At 68.6% G+C, this 26,256-nt stretch carries 20 protein-coding genes; 11 read left to right on the top strand and 9 right to left on the bottom strand.

Features of this window, described 5'->3' with window-relative positions; translation table 11 throughout:
• Window positions 1-266 precede the first annotated feature (266 nt).
• Entirely contained in the window at window positions 267-1,187 is a 921-nt protein-coding gene (locus ACLJRM_RS34990; RefSeq protein ID WP_410665531.1) for an SMP-30/gluconolactonase/LRE family protein, read from the bottom strand.
• 54 nt (window positions 1,188-1,241) lie between these two features.
• Window positions 1,242-1,883, bottom strand: coding sequence for a TetR/AcrR family transcriptional regulator (locus ACLJRM_RS34985; protein WP_410665530.1), 642 nt, complete (start codon window positions 1,881-1,883; stop codon window positions 1,242-1,244).
• 77 nt (window positions 1,884-1,960) lie between these two features.
• Between ACLJRM_RS34985 and ACLJRM_RS34980 the strand changes: the two genes are divergently transcribed.
• From ACLJRM_RS34980 to ACLJRM_RS34965, 4 genes are all read left to right on the top strand, one after another.
• Window positions 1,961-3,727: an AMP-dependent synthetase/ligase gene (locus ACLJRM_RS34980; protein WP_410665529.1), complete on the top strand. Its 1,767-nt coding sequence runs from the start codon at window positions 1,961-1,963 to the stop codon at window positions 3,725-3,727.
• Between the two features lie 64 nt (window positions 3,728-3,791).
• The gene (locus ACLJRM_RS34975) at window positions 3,792-4,271 is read left to right on the top strand and encodes a MarR family winged helix-turn-helix transcriptional regulator (protein ID WP_410665528.1); all 480 of its coding nucleotides are present in this window, start codon (window positions 3,792-3,794) and stop codon (window positions 4,269-4,271) included.
• A 73-nt stretch (window positions 4,272-4,344) separates the two neighbouring features.
• The gene (locus tag ACLJRM_RS34970; protein ID WP_101606148.1) at window positions 4,345-5,790 is read left to right on the top strand and encodes an MFS transporter; all 1,446 of its coding nucleotides are present in this window, start codon (window positions 4,345-4,347) and stop codon (window positions 5,788-5,790) included.
• Window positions 5,787-6,971 (top strand): FAD-dependent monooxygenase, encoded by a 1,185-nt coding sequence (locus tag ACLJRM_RS34965; protein WP_410665527.1) that lies wholly within the window; start codon window positions 5,787-5,789, stop codon window positions 6,969-6,971. Before ACLJRM_RS34970 ends, ACLJRM_RS34965 begins: the two co-directional genes overlap by 4 nt.
• Here the strand turns inward: ACLJRM_RS34965 and ACLJRM_RS34960 are convergent.
• Both ACLJRM_RS34960 and ACLJRM_RS34955 read right to left on the bottom strand, forming a co-directional pair.
• Window positions 6,964-7,743, bottom strand: a complete 780-nt coding sequence (locus ACLJRM_RS34960; protein WP_410665526.1) for an isocitrate lyase/phosphoenolpyruvate mutase family protein — start codon at window positions 7,741-7,743, stop codon at window positions 6,964-6,966. The two genes, ACLJRM_RS34965 and ACLJRM_RS34960, sit on opposite strands and share 8 nt — an antisense overlap.
• A 575-nt stretch (window positions 7,744-8,318) precedes the next feature.
• A complete protein-coding gene (locus tag ACLJRM_RS34955; RefSeq protein WP_410665525.1) occupies window positions 8,319-10,124 on the bottom strand; it encodes a glycoside hydrolase family 76 protein in 1,806 nt (601 codons plus the stop codon).
• Between the two features lie 172 nt (window positions 10,125-10,296).
• Between ACLJRM_RS34955 and ACLJRM_RS34950 the strand changes: the two genes are divergently transcribed.
• Window positions 10,297-10,620, top strand: a complete 324-nt coding sequence (locus ACLJRM_RS34950) for an effector-associated constant component EACC1 (protein ID WP_101606153.1) — start codon at window positions 10,297-10,299, stop codon at window positions 10,618-10,620.
• Between the two features lie 133 nt (window positions 10,621-10,753).
• On the top strand, window positions 10,754-13,309 hold the full coding sequence (locus ACLJRM_RS34945; protein WP_410665524.1) for an ABC transporter substrate-binding protein: 2,556 nt from the start codon (window positions 10,754-10,756) through the stop codon (window positions 13,307-13,309).
• A gap of 16 nt (window positions 13,310-13,325) precedes the next feature.
• Here ACLJRM_RS34945 and ACLJRM_RS34940 read toward each other — a convergent pair whose 3' ends face one another.
• Entirely contained in the window at window positions 13,326-14,570 is a 1,245-nt protein-coding gene (locus ACLJRM_RS34940; RefSeq protein WP_101606155.1) for a PucR family transcriptional regulator, read from the bottom strand.
• An 89-nt stretch (window positions 14,571-14,659) separates the two neighbouring features.
• On the opposite strand from ACLJRM_RS34940, the gene ACLJRM_RS34935 reads away from it, so the two are divergent.
• From ACLJRM_RS34935 to ACLJRM_RS34925, 3 genes are read left to right on the top strand one after another with little or no spacing between them, the layout of a single operon-like run.
• Window positions 14,660-16,153, top strand: coding sequence for a flavin-containing monooxygenase (locus ACLJRM_RS34935; protein WP_101606156.1), 1,494 nt, complete (start codon window positions 14,660-14,662; stop codon window positions 16,151-16,153).
• A complete protein-coding gene (locus ACLJRM_RS34930; RefSeq protein WP_101606157.1) occupies window positions 16,150-17,049 on the top strand; it encodes an alpha/beta fold hydrolase in 900 nt (299 codons plus the stop codon). The genes ACLJRM_RS34935 and ACLJRM_RS34930 overlap by 4 nt, the downstream gene beginning before the upstream one ends.
• A complete protein-coding gene (locus ACLJRM_RS34925; protein ID WP_101606158.1) occupies window positions 17,046-17,897 on the top strand; it encodes an SDR family NAD(P)-dependent oxidoreductase in 852 nt (283 codons plus the stop codon). Before ACLJRM_RS34930 ends, ACLJRM_RS34925 begins: the two co-directional genes overlap by 4 nt.
• Here the strand turns inward: ACLJRM_RS34925 and ACLJRM_RS34920 are convergent, their stop codons facing one another.
• From ACLJRM_RS34920 to ACLJRM_RS34910, 3 genes are all read right to left on the bottom strand, one after another.
• Complete coding sequence (locus ACLJRM_RS34920; protein ID WP_410665523.1) at window positions 17,898-18,542, bottom strand: TetR/AcrR family transcriptional regulator; 645 nt, start codon at window positions 18,540-18,542, stop codon at window positions 17,898-17,900.
• A gap of 90 nt (window positions 18,543-18,632) precedes the next feature.
• Window positions 18,633-19,943 (bottom strand): lipase family protein, encoded by a 1,311-nt coding sequence (locus ACLJRM_RS34915; RefSeq protein WP_410665522.1) that lies wholly within the window; start codon window positions 19,941-19,943, stop codon window positions 18,633-18,635.
• Between the two features lie 95 nt (window positions 19,944-20,038).
• The gene (locus ACLJRM_RS34910; protein WP_410665521.1) at window positions 20,039-21,217 is read right to left on the bottom strand and encodes an MFS transporter; all 1,179 of its coding nucleotides are present in this window, start codon (window positions 21,215-21,217) and stop codon (window positions 20,039-20,041) included.
• A gap of 54 nt (window positions 21,218-21,271) precedes the next feature.
• Between ACLJRM_RS34910 and ACLJRM_RS34905 the strand changes: the two genes are divergently transcribed.
• Entirely contained in the window at window positions 21,272-22,015 is a 744-nt protein-coding gene (locus ACLJRM_RS34905; protein ID WP_410665520.1) for a helix-turn-helix domain-containing protein, read from the top strand.
• 166 nt (window positions 22,016-22,181) lie between these two features.
• On the opposite strand, the gene ACLJRM_RS34900 is transcribed toward ACLJRM_RS34905, so the two are convergent.
• Window positions 22,182-23,339, bottom strand: a complete 1,158-nt coding sequence (locus tag ACLJRM_RS34900) for a Cys-Gln thioester bond-forming surface protein (RefSeq protein ID WP_410665519.1) — start codon at window positions 23,337-23,339, stop codon at window positions 22,182-22,184.
• 808 nt (window positions 23,340-24,147) lie between these two features.
• On the opposite strand from ACLJRM_RS34900, the gene ACLJRM_RS34895 reads away from it, so the two are divergent.
• Window positions 24,148-26,241 carry a tetratricopeptide repeat protein gene (locus tag ACLJRM_RS34895; protein WP_410665518.1) on the top strand — a complete coding sequence of 698 codons (2,094 nt, stop codon included), beginning with the start codon at window positions 24,148-24,150 and terminating at the stop codon, window positions 26,239-26,241.
• Window positions 26,242-26,256: the final 15 nt, after the last annotated feature.

The raw sequence follows: 26,256 nt of genomic DNA, 5'->3' as shown, positions 1-26,256 counted from the left end.
GTCGCGAAAGCCACTTTCGGGACATCAGACGTCCCGAAAGTGGCTTTCGCGACGCCCCGGGCAAAAGTGTCGCTGTGACTGAACCTAACGTGAGCGAAGGCGTGACTCGTGTGACCAGAGACGGATCTCGCGTGATCAGACCCCGAACTCCGTGATCGCCGCCCCATCACACGCGAACACCCATCCCGCCCGAACACGACACGTTTGCCCTACCCCTCAACAACCGTCCTTACCACTCACGAGACCCACCGCCATGCCGCCGCTTTTCAGGCCGGTGGGACCAGTCGCCGTACAGCGCCGTCGAATCCGGTGCTGTACAGGCTTTCCGGGTCCCAGCCCGGTCCCGCGCCGAACCGCACGGACGAGCCGAGGTGGACGCCCGTGGCGATCGCGCAGGTCGCGCCGGAGTCCGGGTCGACGCGGTACACGATGCCGTGCTCGCCCGCGGTGTAGAGCCGACCGTCGGTGCCGAGGGCCAGGTCGTCGATGATGTTCAGCGGCCACGGCGCCTGGAGCCGGATCTTCTTCGCGGGCGCGGACGGGTTCGCGAGGTCGATCGCGGCGATCTGGAAGTCCGGGCCGCCGGTGTTGGCCACGTACAGGGTGCGCCCGTCGTTGCTGACGACCATCCCGTTGGGACCGAGCAGATCGGGTCCGTACCGTTCCGGCGCCGACGGATTCTCCTTGCGTACCAGCCAGAGTCCGCGTTTCGGGCCGATGAGGGTGCTGATCACGGCGTCGCCGTTCGGCAGCACCGTGCCGCCGTCGGGCATCGTGAGGCCGGTGGCCCAGGTCCGCCGTTTGCCGGTGTCGAGGTCGAAGATGTCGATGGTGCCGGTCTTCAGGCCGAGTGTCCCGTCGAGCGTCTTGTGCCCGGTGTTGACGTACAACTCGTTGCCGCGCACCGTGAGCGCGCCCGGACCGGAAACCGGCAGCAGGGTGCTCACCGCGCCGTCCGGGGTCACGCGTTCGACGGATCCGTTGCCCGCGAACAGGGTCTTCGAGACGAGCAGCCCGCCCCGTCCGTCGAAGGCGAGGTTTTCCAGCGGGAGGCCGAGTCCCGTCGCGACGGTGCGCACCTGCCACGGCACACAGCCCGGCGCGGCCGCCGCTGTCGCGACCGGGGCGGTGAAGGCCGCCGCCATCACGATCGTCGCGGCGATGACGCCGCGAACGCGTCCGGTCATAGAGGCCTCCCCATCGACTGAACTAGTACATGTGTATCAATTATGGGGAGCGTGTCAATCGGCGAGCGGGACGCTGGTCTGCCGTCGCAGGTCGGCGGCGTCCATGGAGAAGGCGAGGAAGAGGCCTTGCAGCGAGCGCTTCGTGAGCTCGACGTCCTCTTCGACCGGCTGCGGGTTGGCCAGCCGGTGCAGCGCCAGGCCGTCCAGCAGGGCCATGAAAGCCTTGGCCGCGCGCCGGGAATCGGCGATGCCGAGGGAGGCGAGCAGGGGAGCGGCGGACGCTTCGAAAGCGCCCATCGCCTCGTCGACCACGGCCCGCATGGCCGGGTTCCTGGCGGCTTCCATGTACAGCTCGTACTGGGCGACGGTCACGCCGAACTTGCCCGCCACCAGCGCCTGGGTGAGCCGTTCGCCGACTTCCAGCACGGATTCCGCGTCACGCAGGACATCGGTGAGCAGGACGCGCACGACCTCGATCCGCTCGTGGATGTGGAACCGCAGGGCCTCGGCGATGAGTTCCTCGCTGGTCGCGAAGTAGTAGCCCGCCGCGGCCTGCGGCAGCCCGGCGCTGGCCGAGACCGCGCGATGGGTCACCGCCTTGACGCCGCTGTCGCAGATCAGCCGCATCGCGGCCCGGAGCAGCAGTTCCCGGCGCTCCCGGCTCCGTGCCTGCTGCTTGCCGCGACTACCGGTCATTGACTTCCCCTTCGGTCGAACCGATACTAACGTCTCACTCTTAATTGATACGTTTGTATTAATCTTGAGGAGAGCGGATGAGCGTCGGCGCGGCCGAACTGCGGGAGATCTCCAGCCTGTGCCAGGTTTTCCAGCGCACGGTCGCGGAATCCGGCGACGTCGTCGCGCTGCGGACGCCGGACGACGCGGTATCGCTGACCTGGCGGCAGTACGGCGCGCGAGTGCGGCGGCTGGCCGAGGGGCTGCACGCGCTCGGCGTCCGGCGCGGGGACACCGTGGCGCTGATGCTGACCAACCGGCCCGAGTTCCACCTCGTCGACGTGGCGGCGATCCACCTGGGCGCGATCCCTTTCTCGGTCTACAACACCAGTTCCGCCGAGCAGATCGAGTACCTGTTCGCGAACGCGGGCAACCGCGTGGTGGTCTGCGAGGAGCAGTTCCTCCCGCGGGTGCGGAACGTGGACCGCGTCGTCTGCGTGGACGGCGCCCCCGAGGGCACGACTTCCCTGGCGGAGCTGGAAAACAGCGAGTCACCGGAGTTCGACTTCGAGACCGCGTGGCAAGCCGTCGGACCAGACGACGTGCTGACGCTGATCTACACCTCCGGCACCACCGGGCCGCCGAAGGGTGTCGAACTCACGCATCGCAACCTCACCTACAGCATGGGCGCGGCACTGGAGTCACCCGACATCGCCGACGCCGTCCGCAACGGACGCGTCCTTTCGTTCCTGCCGGACGCGCATCTGGCCAACCGGTACTTCGCGCACTACTTCCCGATCGTCTCGGCGGCGACGGTCACCTGTGTCGCGGACCCCAAGGCCGTGGTGGCCACGCTGCCCGCCGTCCGGCCGACGGTGTTCCTCGGCGTGCCCATGCTCTGGTACAAGATCAAGGCGGGGATCGAGCAGGCCCTCGCGGCGCAAACCGGCCTCCGGCGGACGATCGCGGGCTGGGCGCTCGCCGTGGGACTGTCCACAGTGCACAGTCCGAACAAGCGCTCGCGATGGCGGCACCGGCTGGCGCGGCGGCTCGTCCTCGACCGGGTGCTCGCCAGGATGGGACTGGACGCCTGCGTGATCCCGATCAGCGGCGCCGCCCCGATCGCGGTGGACACGCTGGACTTCCTGATGGCCGTCGGGCTGCCGATCTGCGAGGGCTGGGCGATGTCGGAGACCTCGGTCCACGGCACGATCAACCCGCGGCACGCCATTCGCCCGGGCACGGTCGGTCAAGCCCAGTACGGCGCGGAACTGCGGCTGGCCGACGACGGGGAGCTGCTGATGCGCAGTCCGGCGGTGATGCGCGGCTATCGGAACGACCCCGAGCGGACCGCCGAGGCGATCGACGCCGACGGCTGGCTGCACACCGGCGACATCGCCACCATCGACGCGGACGGCTACGTGTCGATCGTGGATCGCAAGAAGGAGTTGATCATCAACGCGGCGGGCAAGAACATGTCGCCGTCCAACATCGAGAACATGCTCAAGTCGGCGGGCGCGCTGATCGGCTCGGCCGTCGCGATCGGCGACCGGCGGCCCTGCGTGGTCGCCCTGATCACCCTCGACCCGGACGCGGCCGCGTCGTTCGCCGAGCGTCACGGGCTTCCGGCCGATCCCGCAGCCCTCGCCGGGAACGCGGTTCTCCGTCAGGAAGTCGCCGCCGTGGTCGAGCAGGCCAACGGCAGGCTTTCGCGCGTCGAACAGATCAAGGACTTCACCATCCTGCCGGTCTGCTGGGAGCCGGGCGGTGTCGAACTGACTCCGACGATGAAGCTCAAGCGGGCCGCGATCGCGAAGACCTACGCCGCCGAGATCGACGCGCTGTACGGGGGAGCCGCGCGGTAGGCGGTGTCGACTGCCACAGTATTTCACTAACCTGGTTAGTGACTTATCTAGTAAGCTTCCTGGCATGACGTCAGCAGACTCGTGGCAGGTCGATTCCCCCGGCGTGGGCAACTCCGTGATGGAGCGCCTGCAGGAGGTCGGGACGCTCACGCGGGTGATCGAGAAGCGCCTGAGCGGGACACTGGGGATCAACTCCACCGACCTGTCGGCGATGGAACACCTCACCAGCGAGGGACCGCTGACCGCGAAGGAACTCGCGGATCGGCTGCGGGTCTCGACGGCGGCGAGCACTCATATCGTCGACAGACTCGAGAAAGCCGGGCACATCCTCCGCAAGCCGCACGCCACCGACCGGCGCAAGGTGCTGGTCGAGCCGGTGCGGGAGTCGATGGCCAGGATCTTCGAGCAGCTTCATCCGCTGCTCAGTGGCGTGGAGGGGCTCGTCGAGGCACTGAGCCCCGGAGACCGTGACGTCGTCGAGAACTTCCTGACCGGTGTCGTGCGGATCTACACCGGCACCGCGGATTCCCTGCCCGAGAGCTGATTTTCCCCGCCCATGACCGGAGCGCCCGTGCGCCCCGGCGTACGAACGCGCCAGGATCCGGAGTGAACGAACCATGTCGGTACCCGAAGAAAAGACGTCTCCACGAGCGGTCTGGTGGCTGCTGGCCACGGTGCTCGTCGTCGAATTGATGGACCTGCTCGACTCGACGATCGTCAACGTGGCAGGCCCGTCGCTGGAACGATCGCTGGGCACGAGCCCGGTCGGCCTGCAGTGGGTGATCGGCGGGTACGCCCTCACCCTCGGCGCGGGCCTCGTGCTGGGCGGGCGGCTCGGCGACCGCTACGGCCGCCGCCCGATGTTCCTGTTCGGGCTCGTGGCCTTCACCCTCGCGTCCCTGCTGTGCGCGATCGCGCCGAGTGCCGGTCTGCTGATCACCTTCCGCCTGGTCCAGGGCGTGGCGGGGGCGATGATGCTGCCGCAGGGACTCGGCATCCTCCGGGACAACCTCGCCCCTCGCGACCTCACCAAGGCGCTCGCCGTCTTCGGGCCGGTGCTGGGGCTCGGCGGTGTGCTGGGCCCGGTGCTGGGCGGCGCGCTGGTCGACTGGGATCTGTTCGGTCTCGGCTGGCGGCTGGTGTTCCTGGTCAACGTTCCGGTCGGGCTCGTCGCGCTGGTACTGGCCCGGCGGCTGGTTCCCCGCGGCACCGGGACGCCGGGGCTGCGCGTGGACATCGCCGGAGCCGTACTCGTCGCGGCCGCCTCGGCGCTGCTGGTCCTCCCGCTCAACGAGGGACAGGCGGCGGGATGGCCACTGTGGACCTGGCTCTCCCTGACGGTCGCGGCGCTCGGCTACGTGGCTTTCGCGTTGTGGCAGCGCCGGATCGCGCGCTTCGGCCGGGCTCCGCTGGTCACCCCTGCCCTGTTCGGCAAGCCGGCTTTCACCGTCGGACTGGCCGCGGTCGCGCTGTTCTTCGGCGGGATGATCGGCACCCAGCTGGTGCTGACGTTCTTCCTGCAGATCGGCCAGGGCTTCACCGCGGGAGAGGCCGGGCTGGGCAACCTCCCGGTCGCGCTCGGCACCGCCGTCGGCGGCGGCATCAGCGGGGGGCTGCTCGCCGCCAAACTCGGCAGGACCGTCCTGCAGACGGGGGCCGTCGTCCAGCTCGCCGGTGTCGCGTGGCTGTGGATCTCCTTGTCCGGCACCGGTGAGTTCACGATCTGGCGGATCGTGCCCGGTGGCGTCGTCGCGGGGATCGGCGCGGGCATCGTGATCGCGGCCGTGTTCAACACCGTGCTCGGCGCCGTCGCCGACGACGAGGTCGGCTCCGCGTCCGGAGTGCTCACCGCCGTCCAGGCGATCGGGGGCTCGGTCGGGGTCGCGGTGTTCAGCACGGTGTTCTTCGCCGACATCGCCCATCCCGCCGAAGGGTTCCGCGACGCGCTCGTGGTCCAGACGGTGGTCATCGGGCTGTTCCTGCTGATCTCCCCGCTGTTCCCGCGCCGGGCCCGGCCCGAGGAAACCGAGGCCGTCGTCGTGGCGCAGGCCGGTGCGCGATGAGGAACGTCCTGATCTCCGGCGCGGGCATCGCCGGACCCGCTCTCGCCTTCTGGCTACGGCGGCACGGCATGAACCCGACCGTGGTCGAACGCGCGCCGGAGCCACGCCTCGGCGGGCAGACCGTCGATCTGCGGGGCGCAGGCCGCACCGTCGTCGAACGCATGGGTCTCGAACAAGCCGCCCGCGATCGCGTCACCCACGAGGAGGGACTGCGGTTCATCGACCGTCGCGGCCGCGTCCGGGCGTCGTTCGGCACGGATTCCCTCGACGGCGATGGGTTCGTCACGGAACTGGAACTCCTGCGCGGTGAACTCGCCGACCTGCTCCACCAGAGCACCCGCGACGACGCCGAGTACGTCTTCGGCGACGAGATCACCGGCCTGACCGAGTCCGGCGACGGTGTGGAGGCCAGTTTCCGCAGCGGTATCGAACGGCGTTTCGACCTCGTCGTGCTCGCCGACGGCCTGCGGTCACGGACCCGCGATCTCGTTTTCGCCGACCTCGCCCGCATCCGGTCGTTCGGCCTCTACACGGCCTACTTCACCGTCCCGCGCGAGGAAGCCGACGGCCGGTGGGCCCGCTGGTACAACGCTCCCGGCCGCCGGGTCGTCCTCCTGCGCCCCGACAACCAGGGCACCACGCGTGCCTCGCTGTCGTTCCTGCTCCCGCGTCCCGGCCTCGAACGGCTGGATATCCCAGCACAGCACGAATTCCTGCGCCGTCACTACGCCGGTGTCGGCTGGGAGACCCCGCGCGTACTCGACGAGCTGGGCGGCTCACCCGACTACTTCTTCGAATCGGTCGGCCAAATGCGCCTGGAACAGTGGTCACGCGGCCGGATCGCCGTCGTCGGGGACGCCGCCTATTGCGCGTCGCCGCTCAGCGGCATGGGCACCAGCCTCGCCCTCGTCGGCGCGTACGTGCTCGCCGGAGAACTCGGCCGTCACGCCGGACACGGTGACGCCTTCCGTTCCTACGAGACGATCATGCGTCCGTACGTGGCGCAGGCGCAGAAGGTCCCGTGGATCGCGCCACGGCTGGCGGCTCCGAAGAGTCGCGCCGGTATCGGCCTGCTTCACGCTCTCGCAGGTCTCGCGGCGGGTCCGAGGGCCGGTCGTGTCGCGGCTCGTTTCACCAACCCGCCCTCGGACGCCATCGATCTTCCCGTTTACGTCAGTTGAGCTTGCGCATGTCGGCGGGCAGGCCGCCGCCGGCGTAGACGTCCTCGGCGAGCTTCGCCAGCGCGGTGAGCGCGACGTTCTGGGCGAACGGCCCGTAGGACACCCGGGAGACGCCGAGTTCTTGCGCGGTCGCCAGCGAGATCGAGCCCGGGACGCCGATCAGGTTCACCTTGCGGTCGCCCAGCGCCTCGACCAGCCTGCCGACCTGGGTCTCGTCGAGCTTGCCGGGCACGAAGACGTTCGACGCGCCCGCGTCCAGGTACGCGCGGCCCCGGGTGATCGCGTCGGCCAGCACCTCCTCGGGGTCACGGTCGCCCGCCCTGAGGAAGGCGTCGGTGCGGGCGTTGAGCACGAAGTCGACACCGGCGGACTGAGCGGCGGCGACCACGGCCTCGACGGCCTTGACGGACTCGTCCAGCGGCTTCATCTGGTCTTCGAGGTTGCAGCCGACCGCGCCGACCTCGATCGCCCGGGCGACCGTGCCGCCCGGGTCGCCGTAGCCCGCTTCCAGGTCCGCGGTGACCGGCAGATCGCCCGCGGTCCGGACGATCAGGGCGACTTCGGCGATCATTTCGTCGCGGGGGATCACCTCGCCGTCGGGGTAACCGCGGGCGGCGGCGATGCCGTGACTCGGGGTGGCGAGCGCTTGCGTGCCGGGTGTTTCGGCGACGACCTTCGCGGTGATCGCGTCCCAGACGTTGACGACGAGCAGCAGTTCGGGGGCGGCGTGCAGCTCCTGCAGCCGGGTGGCCTTCTCGGCGATGGAAACCATGCCATCAATCTAGAGGTTGTGAGCGGGTGGGCGGGGGATGCGGAGCTGGGCGGTCGGTCCAGGTGGTCGTGAGTGGCGATTCGGGTTAGTGCCGAAGGGGTCTTAAGTACCTGCTGTTTGTGGCTGGAGTTGGTCGCAGGTCCGTGAAGGCCTCCTTGCCTACCCTGAAGGTAGGGAAGGAGGCCTTCACGGACTACGTGATCGCCCTCCGAAGCCTCAGCGACACCGCCAGCCCCGGCAGTCGCGGGCGGCGGCGCGTGAAGGACCCCTTCCCCCGAGTACATGAAGGCCCCCCTTCCTGTACCTAGGCGCAAGGAAGGGGGCCTTCATGTACCGCAGAGGAGAGCCAGAGCGGCAGTGGCGTGGCGGGCCGTTGCGAGGGCCTCGCCAGCCAGCCCGGGTGTCGCGAAAGCCACTTTCGCGACGTCTGATGTCCCGAAAGTGGCTTTCGCGACACGACCCCTGGGCAGCACGAACTCGCGAACTCTCGCACGCAGAATCCAGTAGGCACCCTTGGCTATAACCCGAACCGCCACTCACGGCCAACCCGACCCAGGCCTCACCGCGCGCGGCACTCAGGAAGCCGCGGTGAGCGCCCCCAGTCCGCTGGCTTGGGTTCGCCAATCGGCCTGGTTCGGCGTCCCGCCCGCCCAGCGCTGCCCGATCCGGTTCAGCGGGTCGCGATCGGACACCCACAGCGAGTCGGCCTGCCGCCGCGCGAAGTCCCGGTAGAGCGTGGAGTCCGTCGCGTTCGCCAAATCGGCGAGAAAGCGCATGAAAATACCCTTGAACTGCTTTTGGTTGTCGTCACAGGAGTTCTGCCCGACGTCGCAGGATTCGGTGAGCACGCCGTTCCTGGTCAGCACCGGGCCGGTCACCGCGGCGTCGGCCAGTCGCCGGGCGGCGTCGAGCCAGCGGGTTTCGCCGGTGGCACGCCAGACCTCGACGAGACCACCGATGCCGAGTCCCTGGTTGTACGTCCAGACCGTCTGGCCGTTGTTGCGGCAGTCGCGGGTCAGGCCGTCGTTGACCAGTCCGGCCGCGTTGATCATCCCGCTGGCCAGGTACCAGTCCGCGGCGGTCCGGGATCGTTGCAGCCAAAGCGAATCACCCGGCGTCCGGCGGTGCACGGAAGCCGCGAGCCGCAGGTACAGACCACTGGTGACGGCGTTCTTGTAGGTCCGTTCCCGGTCCCACCAGACACCGCCGCCGCAGGATCCCGTGTCCCAGTATTGGTGCACGTAGGCGGCGATCCTGGTCGCCATGGCGAGGTAACGGGGATCGCCGGTGTGGTCGTAGGCGGCCACCCACGCCAAGCCCCACCAGGCGCTGTCGTCGATGGCGCGGCTCTCGAAATTCCCTTCGATGGCGTCGGAACTGCGCTCACCGGCGGGGAAAACGCCACGGTTCCGCTCGAAGGTGCGCGCGATGACCCAGTCGTGGCGGCGATCCCCGTGGTCGATGACCGCCGTCAGTGTCGCCGCCGAGTTCCACCAGCTGCTCGGCCACCAGCCCGGATACGGATCGTAGGAGTACAAGAGCGCGTCGGCCGCCGCCTGTGCCCGCGTCGGCGCCGGGCGCGCCCACGCCGTACAGGATCCTTCCCGGTGTCCGGCCTCCCTGCCACAAGCGCGGACGGCGCCGCCGTAGTGACGGCCACGGGGATCGCGGGTCGCGAACAACGCCGTCCCGCCGGTACTCGCGCCCGCGGCGACCGACGTCCGGCCGAGAGACGAACCACCCGCCCAGCCCGCCCCCGCGTCCCAGGAGCGATCCAGCCAGATCTCGTCGCCCCGCGCACCGGATTCGATGGTGCCCCAAGCCATCGCGTTCCGGTCGACGTGCAGGCGGATCGTGCGCCCTAACAACGTCGTCGGCGGAACCGGCTGGGTGTCGCCGTTCGCCTGGGTCGTGCCGTCGCAGACGACATCGCAGACCTTCGGGTGAATCCATTCCGTACAGGTGACACCGGCGGCGTCGCCACACGCGCGGATCAGGCCGCGCCGGTGCTCGCCGGGGTCGGTCACGTTGTACATCAAGGTTCTCGTGCCGGTCCACGAGCCGGGGATGCTCGCCTTGCCCAGCAATCCTTCCCAGGACGCGCCCCCGTCCCAAGACCGGTCGAGCCAGACCGAGTCGCCCGTCGCGCCGCGATCGATGCTGCCCCAGGCCATCCCGTCGGCATCGGAGACGTGCAGCCGAATCTGGCGCCCGTTGAGCAGTTTGTCCGGAACCGGGAACGTGTCTTGCTGTGCGTGAGAAGGGTCGAGCGTGTCGCAGGAGAGCACGCAGACCGTCGCCGCGGAAGCGACCGGTTCCGCGGCCGGTACGGGAATCGCTGTCAGGATCAGGGAAAGCGCGAGATGGAGCAGCGGTGACATCGTTGTCCGCCCTCGGGATCGGCCAAGCACCGGATCTGGGATGGCTTTCATGATCCGGGTTTGATCACCGGCCGGTCAACGGGAACCACCGGTCAGGTCTCAGGACAGAATTCTTGTTACGCCTGGAGCTCACGCCGCGATCTGTAGGGATGCACGTTCGAGTGGAGGTCTCGTGGAGCTAACGATCAACGCCGGCGGCGACGAACAAGGGTTGAAAGAATTCCATGACTGGCTTCGTGAGGACGACGACGTGGGCCGGTCCGCGACGATCAGCTCGACGGATTCGGGTCAGCTGGGAGCCTTCGAGGTCATCCGCATGTCCATCGGCTCGCTCACGGGATTGGCCAACCTCGGCATCGCGTGGGGCAATTTTCTTCACTCCCGTAAGGAAACGCCCCCGTTCACCATCACGATCGAAGGCGACCTGACCGGCGAACAACGTGCCATGCTCCGGAACCTGGATCTCCCGCTGGCCCGTCCGGAGGACGTCGAGTGACCGTGTCGCCGTCCACTGTGGATGGCCGTCGGGGCGTGTCACCGGTTCAGGGGATGGAGGCTTCTCGATCGGGTAGCCGAGCGCTGCCTACTGTCGGTTCGCCAGTGAACCGACAGTCCCGGAGGTCCGTCCCGTGCCGGAGAGGCCCGACACCGCGGTCACGCTGACCCACCAGGCGGCCAGGCTCGCCGAATCGGATCCCTCGCGGGCCCGTGAACTGCTGGGCGCCGCGCTCGCGACGGACTACGACTACGAACCCGCGTGGCGCTGGCTCGCCGACCTGGTCACCGACGACGGCGAACGGAGGTTCTGCCTCGACAGGGCTTACGCGATCAAGGTCGACCCGGCGACCGCCCGGGCCCGCAAGGCACTGGCCGCCGTGCCGTCCACGCCGCCCGCCGAGATCGCCGACCTGATCGACCCGTCGCCACCCGCCACACCCGCGCCCGGCCGTCGCCGAACCGCGCGGTGGGTCGCGATGGGCGCGGCCGCGGTCGTCCTGCTCTCGGTGCTCGGGGTGTGGTCGGCGGCGGGGGACGATCGCGGCGAGCCCGTCCAGATCGCGCTGGTGGCGGGGATGACCGGACCCAACGCGGTGGCAGCGTCGCATATGGAGCGCGCGGTGCGCATGCATCTCGACACCGTGAACGCCGCGGGTGGTGTCGACGGGCATCCGGTGGAACTGCTCGTCCACGACGACGAGGACACCGTGGGCAAGGCGGTCGACATCGCGCGGCGGATCGTCCGCGAGAACAAGACGATGTTCGTCATCGGGCACGCCGGCAGCGACACCGCGCTCGCGGCGGCGCCGATCTACCAGCGGGCCAGGATCCCGGCCATCACCCCGTCCGCGGGCGCGTCGCGGATCACCGACGGCAGCGACTGGTACTTCCGCAGCATGTTCGGGAACCGGACCCAGAGCGACTTCCTCTCCGTCTACATCTCGCGTGTCCTGGGCTCGGCCACCGCGGCCGTCGTCCACGAGGAGGACGAGGACGGCCGATCCGGCAGGGAGACGTTCCTGGAGTCGTTCGGCGAGTTCGGCCGGGTGACCGCCGATCTGCCGATCGCGACGGGGCCGGAATCGCACGCGGCGTCGGTCCAGGCCGCGGTCGCCGAGCTGAGGACCCACGATCCGGGTGAGCCGATCCTGCTCGCCGTCAAGGAAAAGAGCGGCCTCGAGTTGATAGAAGGGCTGCGTTCCGCCGGCGTCACGGCGCCCATCGTCGGGGTCTCGTCGCTGAGTTCGCGTACGTTTCACGCTTCTCTGGTCGAAGCGGAACGGAAGAGCGGCCGTCCGGGTTCGCTCACCGGGAACCTGTTCATGGGGACGCCGATGGCCCATGACTCGCTGTCCGGCACCGCCCAGGTCTGGGCCGACGCCTACGAACGGCGCTACGGGGAACGTCCGCAGTGGCAGGCCGCGACGGCCAGGCAGGCCGTCAACGTCGGCCTGCACGCGATGCAGACTGGCGGTCTCGACTTCGACGAAGAACACCGCGAGCGGGACCGCGGGCGCGTGCGCGACACGATGGCGTCGTTGAAGGACAAGAAGAACTCCTTCCCGGCACTGCTGGGACCGTTGTATTTCACGGCGAACGGGTCGGCGCAGATGGCGGTGTCCGTCGTGACCAGCGACGGCGCACGGTTCGTCTCGGCGCCGACGCAGTTCACGATCCACGAGCCGCTGACCGAGGATGCCTTGAAGGCCGATGTGGCGGAGGGGAACGTCATCGCGGTCAAGAACCGGTATCTGAGCCGGCGCCAGGTGGTGGCCACCGGGATCAACTTCAACGAGATCCGCGAGCTGGACACCGCGGCGGGCACCTACTTCGTCGACTTCTTCGTCTGGTTGAAGTACACCGGAGGCCATGGCGCGGCCGACGTGCAGTTCGTCAACGCGGTCCGGCCCGATCTGGCGCTCGGGGAGCCGCTGCGCGACGTCACCGAGAACGGGCACACCTATCGCCTCTACCGGGTCGCCGACCGGTTCAAGAGCAGCCTGGAGTTCCGCGACTTCCCGTTCGACCGCCAGCGGCTCACCGTCCTGCTGCAGAACCGGACCCAGACCGCAGACCAGGTGTCGTACGTGACCGACAAGGAGATCCTCGACCAGGATCCCCGGGTCTACCTGCGCAGTGGCGCCGACGCGACCGCCGACATCAACCAGGTCCCGAACTGGGTCGCCTCGTCGGTCCGGTTCTACCGGCAGACCGTCGGCAGCAGTGACGCGCTGGGCGACGGCCAGGCCACGGGAGCCGCGGCAGGCATCCACTACAGCCAATACGCGGGCGAGATCGAGCTCAAGCGGGACACCCTGCCGTTCCTGATCAAGAACCTGCTGCCGCTGGTCTTGCTGATCAGTGTCACTTTCCTGTGCCTGTTCTTCAAACCGGCCGACGACCGGGCGGCCGTGTCGATGGGCGTCACCGCGATCCTGAGCACCGCGGTCCTGCTCAACAACGTGACCTCGCAGCTTCCCTCGGTCAGCTACATCGTGGCCCTGGAATGGGGTTATTACGCGTTCATCCTGCTCGCCGGGATCTGCGTCCTGATCACCATGCTGCGCAAACGCCTCGCCTCGACGAAACGTGACAACGCCGAGCAGGCCCTGAGCCGAGCCGCCCGCATCGGCTACCCCGTCTACCTCTTGGCGGTCGTGCTCTGTTTCGCGGTCGCTTACGGGTGAGGTCGCCCGCCGTCGTTCACGCGCCGCTTCCCAGCCACCGCAACGTCTCCAGCGCGACGGCCACCGCCACCGCGTTCTCCGCCAACGGTCGCGGAAGCAGCTCGTCTGCCCGCGCCAACCGGCGGACGACGGTGTTCCGGTGGGTGTAGAGCCGCTCCGCGGTCCGCGTCGTGTTGCCCAGTTCGTGGACGTAAGTCCGGACGGTCTCCCGGGTTTCGGCGTCGGCGTGCCGGAGTTCGCCGAGGGTGTCGGCGACGAATTCGCTCGCCTGCGCGGGATCGCCGGTGAGCAGGGCGAGCAGCTGGATGTCCTGGTAGTGCGCGATCTGCTGCGGTGACGTGAGCCGGGCGAGCATCCGCTGGGTGGCCGCGGCGTCCAGATGGCTGCGGCGGAATCCGTCGATGCCGCTGCCGGGACGTCCCAAGGCGACCCGGACGTCGGGGTGCGGCGCGAGCTCTTCGGCGAGCCGGTCCGCTCGCGGCGGGGTCCGGCCGGGCAGCCAGACCCACAGGGCGGCGGCGCTGGCGACGACGGTCAGCCGGTGCGAAGCGTCGCTGGCCCGCATGAGCGTTTCGGCGGCGGTTTCGAGCTGCTGGGACGACGGCGTGACCGAGCCGCTCCAGACGATCGCGGCCGTATGCGGGCCGGCGAGCGGGTAGCCCAGCTGCGCCTCGGCCCGCGAACGGCTGATGGGGGCGCCTTCCAGCAGCAGGGTGACCGTCGCCCGCCGTTCGGCGTGGGCGCCGCGGGTCAGTTCCGTGCGTTCGGCGGCCATCCGCTCGGACACCGCGGAAACGGTGTCCTCGATGAACGTGGTGATGGACAGCGACGAGACGTCCAGCAGTTCGCGGAGCAGGACCGGGTCCGACGTGAGGTCGAAGCAGATCTCGATCCACCGGCGCCAGGCCACCCCCTGCGCCCGCCGGTAGGCGTCGAGACCGCCGGAGTCGAAGCCCCGCCGCACCATGTCGCGGGCGCCGTCGAGCACTTCCTGGTTCAGGTTGGCCGAGACCCGCCTGCCGGGATGCTGCACGTTGGCGGCCGCCCAGTGCAGCAGATTCGCCAGATTCGCGCGCTTCGTCCCTTCGGTCAGGACGGGGTCCTCGGAGACCGCGCGCATGCTGTCGCCGCCGAGCGAGGCTTCGTGCAGCTCCTCGATCCATTCGGCGCGCGGATGCAGGACGATCTCCGCGCCACGGCGGAAGAGATCGCGCGCTTCGGGGGACAGCGTCGGCCATCGCGCTGCGGCACTTTGCACCATGGGTCCATGATGATGGTGCAGATAGTGCTAGCGCAATTCCCCGGCCGACCCGCATGGTGAGGGGAACCGAGACGAGGCTGGAGTACCGCATGACGACGAGCACACCCGTCGAGCACCTCGACGTGGTCATCATCGGTGCCGGGATTTCCGGGATCGGGGCCGCGCGCTACCTCAAGACCGAGCATCCGGGCAAGAAGTTCGCCATCCTGGAGGCCCGCGGCGCGTCCGGCGGCACCTGGGACCTGTTCCGCTACCCGGGCATCCGGTCGGATTCCGACCTCCACACCTTCGGCTACGAGTTCAAGCCGTGGCGGGACAAGCAGTCCATCGCCGACGCGCCCCGCATCCTGTCGTACCTGCGCGAGACGGTCACCGAGAACGGCCTCGAGCCCAGCATCCGCTACCACCACAAGCTGCTCTCGGCCGCCTGGTCGAGTGACGAGGCGCGGTGGCTGCTCGAGATCGAGCGGACCGACACCGGTGAGCGCACCCGCCTGAGCGCGGGCTGGATGTTCAACGCGGGCGGCTACTACCGCTACGACGAGGGCTTCACCCCGCACTTCGAAGGCCGGGACCGCTTCACCGGCACGATCGTGCACCCGCAGCACTGGCCGGAGGACCTCGACTACGCGGGCAAGCGCGTCCTCGTGATCGGCAGTGGCGCCACCGCGGTCACCCTGATCCCGGCGATGGCGCCGACGGCGGCGCACGTGACGATGCTGCAGCGCACCCCCACCTACGTGATGCCGGTGCCGCGCGAGGACAAGCTCGCCAACGGCCTGCGCAAGATCCTCGGCGACGAGCGGGCCTACGCGCTCACCCGCCGCAAGAACATCCGCAAGGGCCTCGCGGTCTGGCAGTTCTGCCAGAAGTTCCCCAAACTCGCCCGCTCGCTCATCCGCTACGTCAACAAGAAGCAGCTTCCCAAGGGCTATCCGGTCGACGAGCACTTCAACCCGCCGTACGACCCGTGGGACCAGCGGCTGTGCGCGGTGCCCGGTGGCGACCTGTTCGCCGCCATCCGCAAGGGCAAGGCCGACGTCGTCACCGACAAGATCGCGACCTTCACCGAAAAGGGAGTCCTGCTCGAATCCGGGCGTGAGCTGGAGGCGGACGTCGTCATCACCGCCACCGGCCTGAATCTCCAGGTGTTCGGCGGGGCGACCCTCAGCGTCGACGGCAAACCGGTGATCCTGTCGGAAACCGTCGCGTACAAGGGAATGATGCTTTCGGACGTGCCGAACGCCGCGTTCGCGATCGGCTACACGAACTCGTCGTGGACGCTCAAGATCGGCCTGCTGTGCGAGCATTTCTGCCGCCTGCTGGCGCATATGGACACCCACGGCTACGACGTCTGCCGTCCCGTCCTCGCCGACCCGGACATGCCCACGAAGCCGTTCCTGGACTTCGCCGCCGGGTACGTGCAGCGTGCGCTCGGCCAGCTGCCGCGCCAGGGCGACCGCATGCCGTGGCTGACCTCGATGAGCTACCACTCGGACATCAAGCTGCTGCGCGCGGACGACATCACCGACCCCGAGCTGCACTTCTCCCACGCGAAGGTCCGGGAAGCGGTGGGCTCGTGACCGACAGCTTCGCCGACCTGCCCGGCGGCCCGCGGATCTGCTATCGCGAGGACGGGCCCGCCGACGGTGTCCCGCTGGTGCTGATCGCCGGGCTCGGCCTGGACCTCACGTCGTGGCCGCGGCCGATGATCGAGGGGTTCACCGGCCGCGGCTTCCGCGTCATCCGGTTCGACAACCGCGACGCGGGCCGCTCCGATCGCATCAAGGCGCCGAATCCCGGCAAGCTGCGGCAACTGCTGGCGCGGCCCCTGCCGGACGCGTACGACCTGGGGGACATGGCGGCGGACACCGTCGGCCTGCTGGACCACCTCGGCGTCGAACAAGCGCATCTGGTCGGCATGTCGATGGGCGGCATGATCGCCCAGACCGTCGCCGCCAGGAATCCCGGCCGGGTCCTGTCGCTGACGTCGATCTTCTCGACCACCGGACATCGCAGGGTCGGGCAGCCTGCGCGGTCGACGTTGCTGCGCATGGCGAGGCGTCCCGCGCGGACGGTCGAGGAATCGGTGGTCGGCCACCTGGCGATGATGGGTCACCTCGGCTCGGCCGAGTTCCCACTGGACAAGGACATCGAGACGGCCTGGGCCACCGGCCTGTGGGAACGGGCGGGAGGCAGGCGGGCCCGCAGCGGCATCGCCCGGCAGATCGGCGCGATCCAGGCCAGCGGCGACCGGACGGCGGAACTCGGCCGCGTCACCTGTCCGACGGTCGTGGTCCACGGGAACGCCGATCGCATGGTCCACCACAGCGGCGGACGGGCGACCTCGAAGGCCGTGAAGGGTGCCCGCTACGTCGAAATCCCCGGAATGGGCCACCACATCGCCCCCGACCTCGTGGACAGGCTCGTCGAACTCACCGCCGAACTGGCCCTCGACCCGGCAGGAGAATCCCGATGAGCAGCGTTCGCGGCAAGGTCGCCGTCGTCACCGGAGCCGGTTCCGGCATCGGCCGTCAGCTCGCGCTGGAACTCGCGCGGCGCGGCGCCCGGCTCGCGGTGTCCGATGTGGACGAAACGGGGCTGGCCGAAACGGTCGCCGAGGTCAAGGCCCTCGGCGCGGAAGTGCAGGGCGCCACGCTGGACGTCAGCGACCGGGCGGCCGTCCAGGAGTACGCGACCACGGTCGCCGGGCAGTTCGGTGTGGTGCACCAGATCTACAACAACGCCGGCGTCGCCGGTGGCGGGCAGACCGTCCTCGACGCCGAGTGGGAGCTCTACGACCGCACACTCGCGGTCAACCTCTTCGGCGTCATCAACGGCACCAAGGCTTTCCTGCCGCACCTGATCGACTCCGGCGACGGCCAGGTCGTCAACGTCTCCAGCCTCAACGGGTTCATGGCCCAGCCGACCCTCAGTGCCTACTGTGCCAGCAAGTTCGGTGTCCGCGGCTTCACCGAAGCCCTGCGCACCGAGATGATCGCGGGCAGGCATCCGGTGCGCGTGACGGTCGTCCACCCGGGCGGGGTCAAGACCGGCATCGCCTCGTCGGCGTTGAAGGAAGCTCAGGCGCGCGGTATCGAGCCCACCGCCGAACAGCTCGAACGTGTCCGGCTGTACAACGAAAAGCTGCTGAAGATGCCGGCCGATCAGGCCGCCCGCATCATCGTCGACGGGGTCGAGGCCGGGAAACCGCGCGTGCTGGTCGGAAACGACGCGAAACTGGTCGACAGGCTCGTCCGGCTGCTCCCGCGGCTCTACCCGAAGCTGATCGTCGACTTCGAACGGCGGCGTTTCGCCCGCAAGTGATCAGGCGTCGACGCTCCGGTGCCCGAACAAGCCGAGCAGCCAGGTGTAGCGGACGGCTTCGCGTGCCTGGCCGTAGGCGTCTTCGGTGCCGTTCCAGATGGCCTGCGTGATCAGCTCGATCGTGGCGGCGATGACCGTCCGCGCGGTGAACGGCGGCGGTGACGGCAGCGCGGGATCGGTGGCACGCAGCCATTTCGCCGTCCGGTCGAAGACGGCCTCCCCGGCGCGCAAGGTGTTCTCCCGCGCTTCGAGCCCCGCGTCGCCGAGCGCGTAGATCTCCAGCAGGGCGGCCCGGACGGCGGTGGGCCGCCGGTGCACGTAGTCGACGAGGAAGTCGCAGCAGGCGGCGACGGCGTCCAGTGGGGTCGCGGCCTCGGCGCCCGCGGCGACCCCCTGCGCGATGAACTCGGTGGTGATCTCGCGATAGGCGGCGAGGAACGCGTCCTGTTTGTCGGCGAACTGCTGGTAGAACGAAGTCCGGGACACGCCCGCGGTGGCGGTGATGTGGCCGACGGTGGTGCCGACGTAGCCGCGCGTTCCGGTGTTCTCGAGTACCGCGTCGATCAGCCGGGCCCGCTGGGTTCCGGCGACCTCGTCACGGCTGAGGTTGTGCGGCCCCTTCGGCAGCTTGCGGTGCTCGGTCACGTGCAGCACGGTACCGGTCCAGACAACCGTGAAGGCCTCCTTCCCCACTGTCAGGGTGGGGAAGGAGGCCTTCACGGACGGAGCGTCGTTCTAGCTGACCGGCACCTCCGGGGCGAGCGAGTTGCCGGGTGCGATCTTTCCGCAGGTGGACGGCGCGGGCTTGCCCGCGAACCGGTCGTTGAGCCAGCCGATGGCCTGCGGCGCCCAGGCGACCGCCGCCCCGACGTGGCTCAGCGTGTTGTACTGGTCGTACTTGATCGACTTGTTGCCGGTGTCGCAGTACTGCCGGGCGAGCGAGCGCACGTCGCCGGCGACCATCACACCGTCACCGGTCCCGATACCCGGCGGGTTGCCGAAAGTGCCTTCCACGACACCGTTGTTGCCCTGCGCGATGTAGCCGGGCACGGTGGGCGTCGGCGCGGAGCCGAGGTTGATCTTGTTCACGGCCTCGATGTACGGCAGCACCTTGTTCGGGTTGGCGTACTCGGGCTTGACGAACTTCTCCCACGTCAGCCCGGGATAGCGGCCGAGCGCGTCGGCGATCGACGCCTTCTCCAGGTCCTTGAGCACCTTGAGGCCGTAAGAATTCGCGTACGGCTTGAGATCGATCTCGAAGGAGCGCGAGACCCCGATGAGAGCCATCGGAATGACGCCGGTCCAGGCGATGCTTCCGTTGACGTACTTGAGATTGTGCGACGGTTTGACGAGCACTCCGCCTTCGGTGAATCCGACCAGATTCTTGTTGACCTCGGGCGCGTAAGTCGGCGCGAGCGCGGCGGCCCAGCCGGTCGCGATGGCACCACCCGAATAGCCGATGAGACCGAACTTGGTCTTGTCGTTCATTCCCGTTTCCGGCGCCCGCGTCGCGGCGCGGACCGAATCCAGGGTGTTCGTCCCGTATTCCGGACCGGCCGCGAAGTTCGCCTTCTGGCCCTCGGTGTCGGGAATGACGACGTTGTAGCCCAGCAGTAGCGCGGGTGCGACGAACAGCGCCTCCGCGTTGGCGATCAGTCCGCCGAACGAAACGTCGCCGGCGATCGCCCTCGACGGGCCGTGCTCGGGGTTGAGCGAGTCGTAGAACGATTGGTACGAAACGGCTTTGGTGTTGTCACCGGTGAGGCTGCGCACCACCGAAGTGACGTTGGCGGACGGTTTCCCCAGCGCGTCGGTGGTCCGGTAGAGCAACTGGGTGACCTTGAGCGGCGTGGAAATGCCGATCACGTGGTAATTCAGCGTCCGGGTCTTCAAGACGGTTCCGGGGCTGAACGACGACAGTGGTTCACTGCCGCTGTAGCTGTAGAACGGATCGGTCGCGGGGGCGGCGGAGGCGGCGGGCGCGGCGGCGAAAGTGACGACGAGAGCGATCGCGACGGCCAGCAGGCGAGCGGGCTTTCGGGTCATGACTCCCCTTTGAATCATGAAGTGGATCACGTTTTGGATGCTCGGAACCTACCAGCCGGTAACTGATGATGTACAGAGGCGTACACCATTTATTGTCACGACTTTGATATCGCCTCCCGGCGAGACGTTCCGATTTGGACGGAGCACGGCTCCGACAGGGTCCTGGTTGTGATCCAGCACAAAAACGGCAGTGCGATCAACGGGATCAACGCCGTCCGCAACGAGGTGTGGTCGGCGATCGTGCCGAGGACCGGGCTCGCGAGACCGCCGATGCTGACGGTCAGGCCGAGGGTGACACCGCTGGCGGTGCCGACCCGGCGGGGGAGGTAGTCCTGGGCGAGCGTGATCTGCAGGGAGAACGGGATGTACAGGCCCACGGCGGCCAGCAGGACGAACGGGAAGAACGCCGGACCCGGCACCAGCACGACCCCGGCGACGGCGGCGATGGTGCCCAGATACGAGCGGCGCACCACGGTGACGCGGTCCCACCGGCCGGCCAGTCTGCTGCCCAGCAGGGTGCCTCCGGCCCCGCCGAGATAGAGCAGGAACAGCGCGGCACTGCCCGTCGTCGTGCCGCCGCCGGTGCGCTGCTGGGCGTAGAGCGAGACGAACGTGCTCAGCCCGACGAACACGATCGAACGGAAGACGACGGCCAGCGACAGTTTGGTGAACGACCTCCAGTCGTCGACCCCCACGACGTCCGCCGCCGGGCCGCCGGTGTGGGCGGTCCTGGCGAGTGCGCGCAATACGGGGAGGCAGAGCACGGAACCGGCCAGGGCGGGCAGGACGAGCAGTGGCGACATGCGGAGCCCGCCGAGGGCCATGACCGCGGTGACGAGCACCGGGGCGGCGGCGAATCCGATGTTCCCGCCGAGGGAGAACCAGCCCATCGCCGTATGCCCGCCGCCTCCGGCGATCCTCGCGACCCGAGCCGCCTCGGGGTGGTAGGCGGCCACCCCGATCCCCGACACGGCGACGAAAACGAGCGTCAGCGCGTAGGAGTCGACGAGCCCGCCGAGTCCGATGCCCAGCCCGCCGAGGATCGTGCTCGACGGGAGCAGCCAGGGCATCGCCCACCGGTCGGTCAGCGCGCCGAACAACGGCTGCGCGACCGACGAGAGCAGCGACGCGGCGAGCACGATGCCCGACACCGCCGCGTATCCGTAGGCGCGTTCGGCGGCGAAGAAGGGCACGAGCGCGGCCACCGAACCCTGGTACACGTCCACGCACGCGTGCCCTGCCGACAACAGGATGATCGCTTTGTTCCTTGACACCCCGTCATGCTCGCTGTGAGCGGCGGTGTCGCGCTTCCGATAAATTGACAACCGATGACGGAAATCCGCCACCTTCCCGCGGCGCCGACCCAGGTCCGGTCCCTGGCCTCCGGCGCGGTCATCGACGCGCACCGCCACGACGAGCACCAGGTCGTCTACGCGGCCCGTGGTGTCCTGGCCATCACCACCGACAAGGGCTCGTGGGTCGCTCCCGCCACCAGGGCCATCTGGGTGCCCGCCGGGACCGTGCACGCCCATCAGGCGCACGGCGACCTCGAACTCCGTCTGGTCGGCCTGCCGGCCACCGAGAACCCGTTGAGGCTGCACGAACCGAGCGTCCTGGCAGTCGGCCCGCTCCTGCGCGAGCTGATCCGCGCCTACACCGATCCGCCGCACGACGACAGCCCCGAACGCCGTCGATTGCGCGCGGTCCTGCTCGATCGGCTCCGCGCCTCACCGCAGCAGCCTCTGCACCTGCCGACGCCGCAAGACCCGCGGCTGCGCGCCCTGTGCGAGATCCTGAGCGCCGATCCGGCCGACAACCGGACTCTGGCCGCCCTCGGTGCCCGGGTCGGAGCGAGCGATCGCACCCTGGCCCGGCTCTTCAAGGCCGACCTCGGCATGACCTTCCCGCAGTGGCGCACGCAGCTGCGGCTCTGCCGCGCGCTGGTCCTTCTGGCCGAGAACACTCCGGTGACGGCGGTGGCGCATGCCTGCGGCTGGTCGTCCACCAGCGCGTTCATCGACGTCTTCCGCCGCGCCTTCGGGCACACGCCGGGCACGCACTACGACCGGTGACCGAAACTCGACCGCGCCGCCGCTGCCACTTCGCCTTCGCGCTGGTCAGGTGTGGGTAATACCGGTCCGTTCTAACCGTCCTTACCACTCACGAGACCCGAACGCCGTCGGTCACGAAAAAGCGGGGCCGGTCCACAATGGACCGGCCCCGCTTCGGGTTCGTTTCTTACGCCTGGCTGCGGCGACGACGGACCAGCAGCACCATCAGCACACCCGCGCCGAGGAGCGAGCCGCCGATGACCAGCGGCAGGGTCGCGGAAGCACCGGTGTTCGCCAGCTCGTCACCGCCGCCCGACTCGGCGCCACCGGGGGTGGTGGGGGCCGGGGTCTCGGTGGCGGGCGCGCCGCCCTGCTTCCAGCTCGCGGTGGCGTTCGCGGTGACCGAGGTCTTCTCGGAGTCCGCGACGATCAGCGACTGGGCGGGGACCTTGTCGTAGTTCTCGCCCACGAACAGGCGGCCGGTGTCGAGGTGGCCGCTCACCTTCAGCGAGAACGAGCCGTTGCCGTCCTTGGCGTCCTTGGGGACGTCGACGAAGACCTTGGTGCCGTCCTTGATGGCGGCGGCCTTGATCTCCTTGCCGTCGGCGTCGACGACCTTGACACCCTCGGGCAGCTTGCTGGTCAGCTCGGTGATGTCACCGGTGGTGGCGATGCTGAACGGGCCGATCTTGCTGCCGGTCGCACCGGAGGCCTTGGCCGGGCCGATGTCGAGGGTCGGCTTCGGCTGCGCGCTGATGCCGACGTTGTCCTTGCCGGTGAGGTAGTCGTAGAGGGCGAGCACGTCGGCCGACGACTTGGCGTCCGCGTCCATCAGCGGCTTGTCGCGGTCGAAGTCCTTGCCGTCGCTGAAGTGCCAGACGGCCGCCTGAGTCGCGGTGACGGCCTCGCCGGTGGACAGACCGTCGTTGAACTTGACCGACTTCTTGCCGAGCGTGCCCTCGATGGCCTTCACGCCGACCGACGGGTAGCCGTGGTGCAGCACCCAGTTGATCTTCGCGTTGTTCTTGTTGAACGGCGAGGCGGCGTCCGGGTACTTGTTCCACGGGCGCTCGATCATGTCCTGGTCGGTGCGCATGTTGACTTCGATCTGAACGCAGTACATCTTGAGCTTGCTGCCGTCGGAGAGCTTCAGCTCGAACAGCTCCGGGACGTAGTGCTTGGGGTCCCCGAAGTTGACGCTGTAGCCCCTCTCGCCGGCCTTGTCGATGACCCGGCCCCGTGCCGCGCCGTCCTCGGCGAGTGCGGCCGGAGCGGCCATCGTCATCGCGACGGCCGCGGAAGCGACCGCGATCCCGCCGCGAACCAGAACTGACCTGCCGTGCATGTGTCTCCCATCCGATACGGACCACGAATGCCAGTGCCGCTTGCGACCACAGGCCCCGACCGCAACGGCTCGCCCGGATGGGGGATCAGTAATCCCATCGAGCGAGAGCGGAGCATACAGAGGCCACACATGTGGCTACTCCGGGGTATGGCCGATGTCCGAATTGCCCCGAAAGAAGAGTGAACGGCGCGAGAATGATCTTGGGCGAGTAGATGACCTTCCGGGGCGGGCAACTCGTAGCGCCAGGTCAGCGGCCGGAGTGTTCTTCGGGCATTCGACCCGAAGATCACTCGAAATTGATAATCCGGCCCGGCATGTCCCGCGACGGATTCGGAATCGATCACGGTAGCGTTCTTTATCGATTGACATCCGGCTCGTCGCATCCGTGGATTCCGCGTATTCGTGAGCGCGGCAGACGAAGATGGGGGACAGTGTCGGATGTCACAGTGCGTGGTGGCGCTGTCCATCCTCCCGCGTTCAGGTGCATCCAGCGCTTCCGCATGCCGGAACTTTTGGTTCTTTCGGGTAGATCTGCCTGCTGTGCAGGGGAAAGCTCCCGGCGGCGAGGTAGACAGGGAGGTTCGAGGATTTGTCAGAAGTTCTCGGATGAGGCATGAGAGTGCGGCACGAGGTGGAACCGCGTCCGGGTACTGTGTGCACAACAAAATAGGCCCGTGTGGGGGAATCACGAGCATGCGATCTTCGGTGATCAATTCACGATTGCACCTGAAATGGAATTGCTTCATCGGTCGTGAAGAATTGCGGCGATACGATTCGGGCTCGAATCGCCACCGGTCGGGGTACGGCCATGGGAGATGATCTCGGAGCGGCGGCTGTCGAGAGACCGTCCCCCGGTGCCCCGATCCCCCGGCAGTTGCCCCCGATCCCCGCGCATTTCACCAGCAGGACCGCCGAACTCGCGGCGCTCGACTCGGCCGCCGCCGGCGAGGAGGACGACTCGATCGATCAGTTGCCCGCGGTGACCGTGGTGGTCGGCCCCGGGGGAGTGGGCAAGACCGCACTCGCCGTCACCTGGGCGGTCCGGAACGCCGGACGTTTCCCGGAAGGGCAGCTGTACGCGGATCTGCGCGGGTTCTCCCCGGAGACGGCCGTCCCACCCGAGGAGGCGCTCGGAGCGTTCCTGCGCGCACTCGGTGTCCCTCCCGAGCGGGTGCCGGTCGAGCTGGCCGAGCAGGCGGCGCTGTTCCGGACCACCACGGCGGGAATGCGCCTGCTGCTGGTGGTGGACAACGCGATCTCGGCCGCCCAGGTCAGACCGCTGATCCCGGCCTCGTCGGACTGCGTCGTGGTGGTCACCAGCAGATTGAGGCTGGACGGCCTGCACGCGGAGGGCGCGAGGTTCGTCGACATGGCGCCTCTGCCCCAGGAACACGCGGTCAAGCTGCTGATGCGATCGGTGGGGGAGTCGAGGGTGGCCGACGAACTGCCCGACGTCACGGCACTGGCCGTGTTGTGCGGGCGGCTGCCGATCGCGCTCCGGGTGGCTGGTGCGCGATTGGCATCGCGGCCGAAGTGGCCGGTGGCCAGGATGGTGGCGGAGCTCCGGGACGAACGAGTGCGGTTGACGAGGCTGTCGCCGGTGGGCGAGGCGTCGTTGACGGCCACTTTCGATTCGTCGTATTCGGCGCTGCCGCCCCACGCCGCCCGGCTCTACCGGCTCGCGAGCGAGCATCCGGGACCGACGGTCGAAGTCGGAGCGGCGGCCGCCGCCGTCAGGGTTTCCGACTACGAGGCCGCGGACGGGCTCCAGGTGCTGGCGGATGCCAGCCTCCTCGAGGAGATCGGCGAGGACGGCTACCGCTTCCACGATCTGGTGCGGCTGCACGCGCGGGCGCTGCCCGACGACGAACGATTCGAAGTCGTCCCCCGGATCGCGGACTGGTATCTGCACCGGATGACCCGGGCGAACCTGGTGGTGATCCCGATGCGCTGGCGGGTGAGCACGGTCCGCGCCCGGTATGAGGATTCACCGCCGCTGTTCGCCACAGGGGCTGAGGCCCTTCGCTGGCTGGACGACCGGTTGCTGGACATCGTGAAGGTGCTGGAAGAGACATTCGCGCTGCGGCACGACGAACTGACCTGGCAACTGTGCGAAGCGCTCTGGGAACTGTTCCTCCATCGCAAGCACTATCAGCTGTGGATCCGGACGCACGAGACAGGCATCGCTGCGGCGCACCGGTGCGCCGCAGCGGTGGCCGAAGCGCGGCTGCGCTGTCAACTGGCTCGCGCCTACCTGGATCTGGGCCGGTTCGAAGCCGCGGAAAGCGAATGCCTGAAGGCGGCTGAGCTGGCGAGAGGGGCCGGAAGCCGTCACAACGAGTCCGTGGCACTGGACCAGCTGGGCATGGCGGCCCAAGGACGCGGTGACTTCGGCCGGGCGGTCGAGTTCTTCAACGAAAGCCTGGTGATCGAAGGAGAACTCGGGATCGATCGCGGCGTTGCCCAGCGGCATCGCCGGATCGGTGAAGCGCTGCTGCAGGCGGGCCGGGGCACCGACGCCGCTCGGCACCTGCGCCTCGCGCGAGAAATATTCCTGGAGATCGGCGACGTGAAGGACGAGGCCAAGGTCACCGTCCTGCTGGCGCGGCTCGACGCCCAGGCAGGGGAGTTCACCGCGGCGAAGCAACAGCTCGAACGCGCCGCCGCGGTGCTCGACAAGTCAGGCTCGGCCGTCTACCAGGCCGACGTGCTGCTGGTCTTCGCGGAAGTCGCCGAACTCGAAGGTGATCCCGACACCGCTCGCCGCCATCTGATCAAGGCATTGGAGTTGTGCCGTCCGGTCGGTGGATTGAGAGTCGAGTGGACGCAGGCCCGGCTGGACGTGTTGAACGAACGTGATCGACCGCAGCAGCCGGAGTCTGCGGCGGGCGAGCACCCATAGACAGGCGCCCGCGCC

Origin of the sequence: Amycolatopsis sp. lyj-84 (assembly GCF_046549075.1) — a bacterium.
Classification (GTDB): domain Bacteria; phylum Actinomycetota; class Actinomycetes; order Mycobacteriales; family Pseudonocardiaceae; genus Amycolatopsis.
This window is presented reverse-complemented; position numbering and strand designations above follow the sequence as displayed.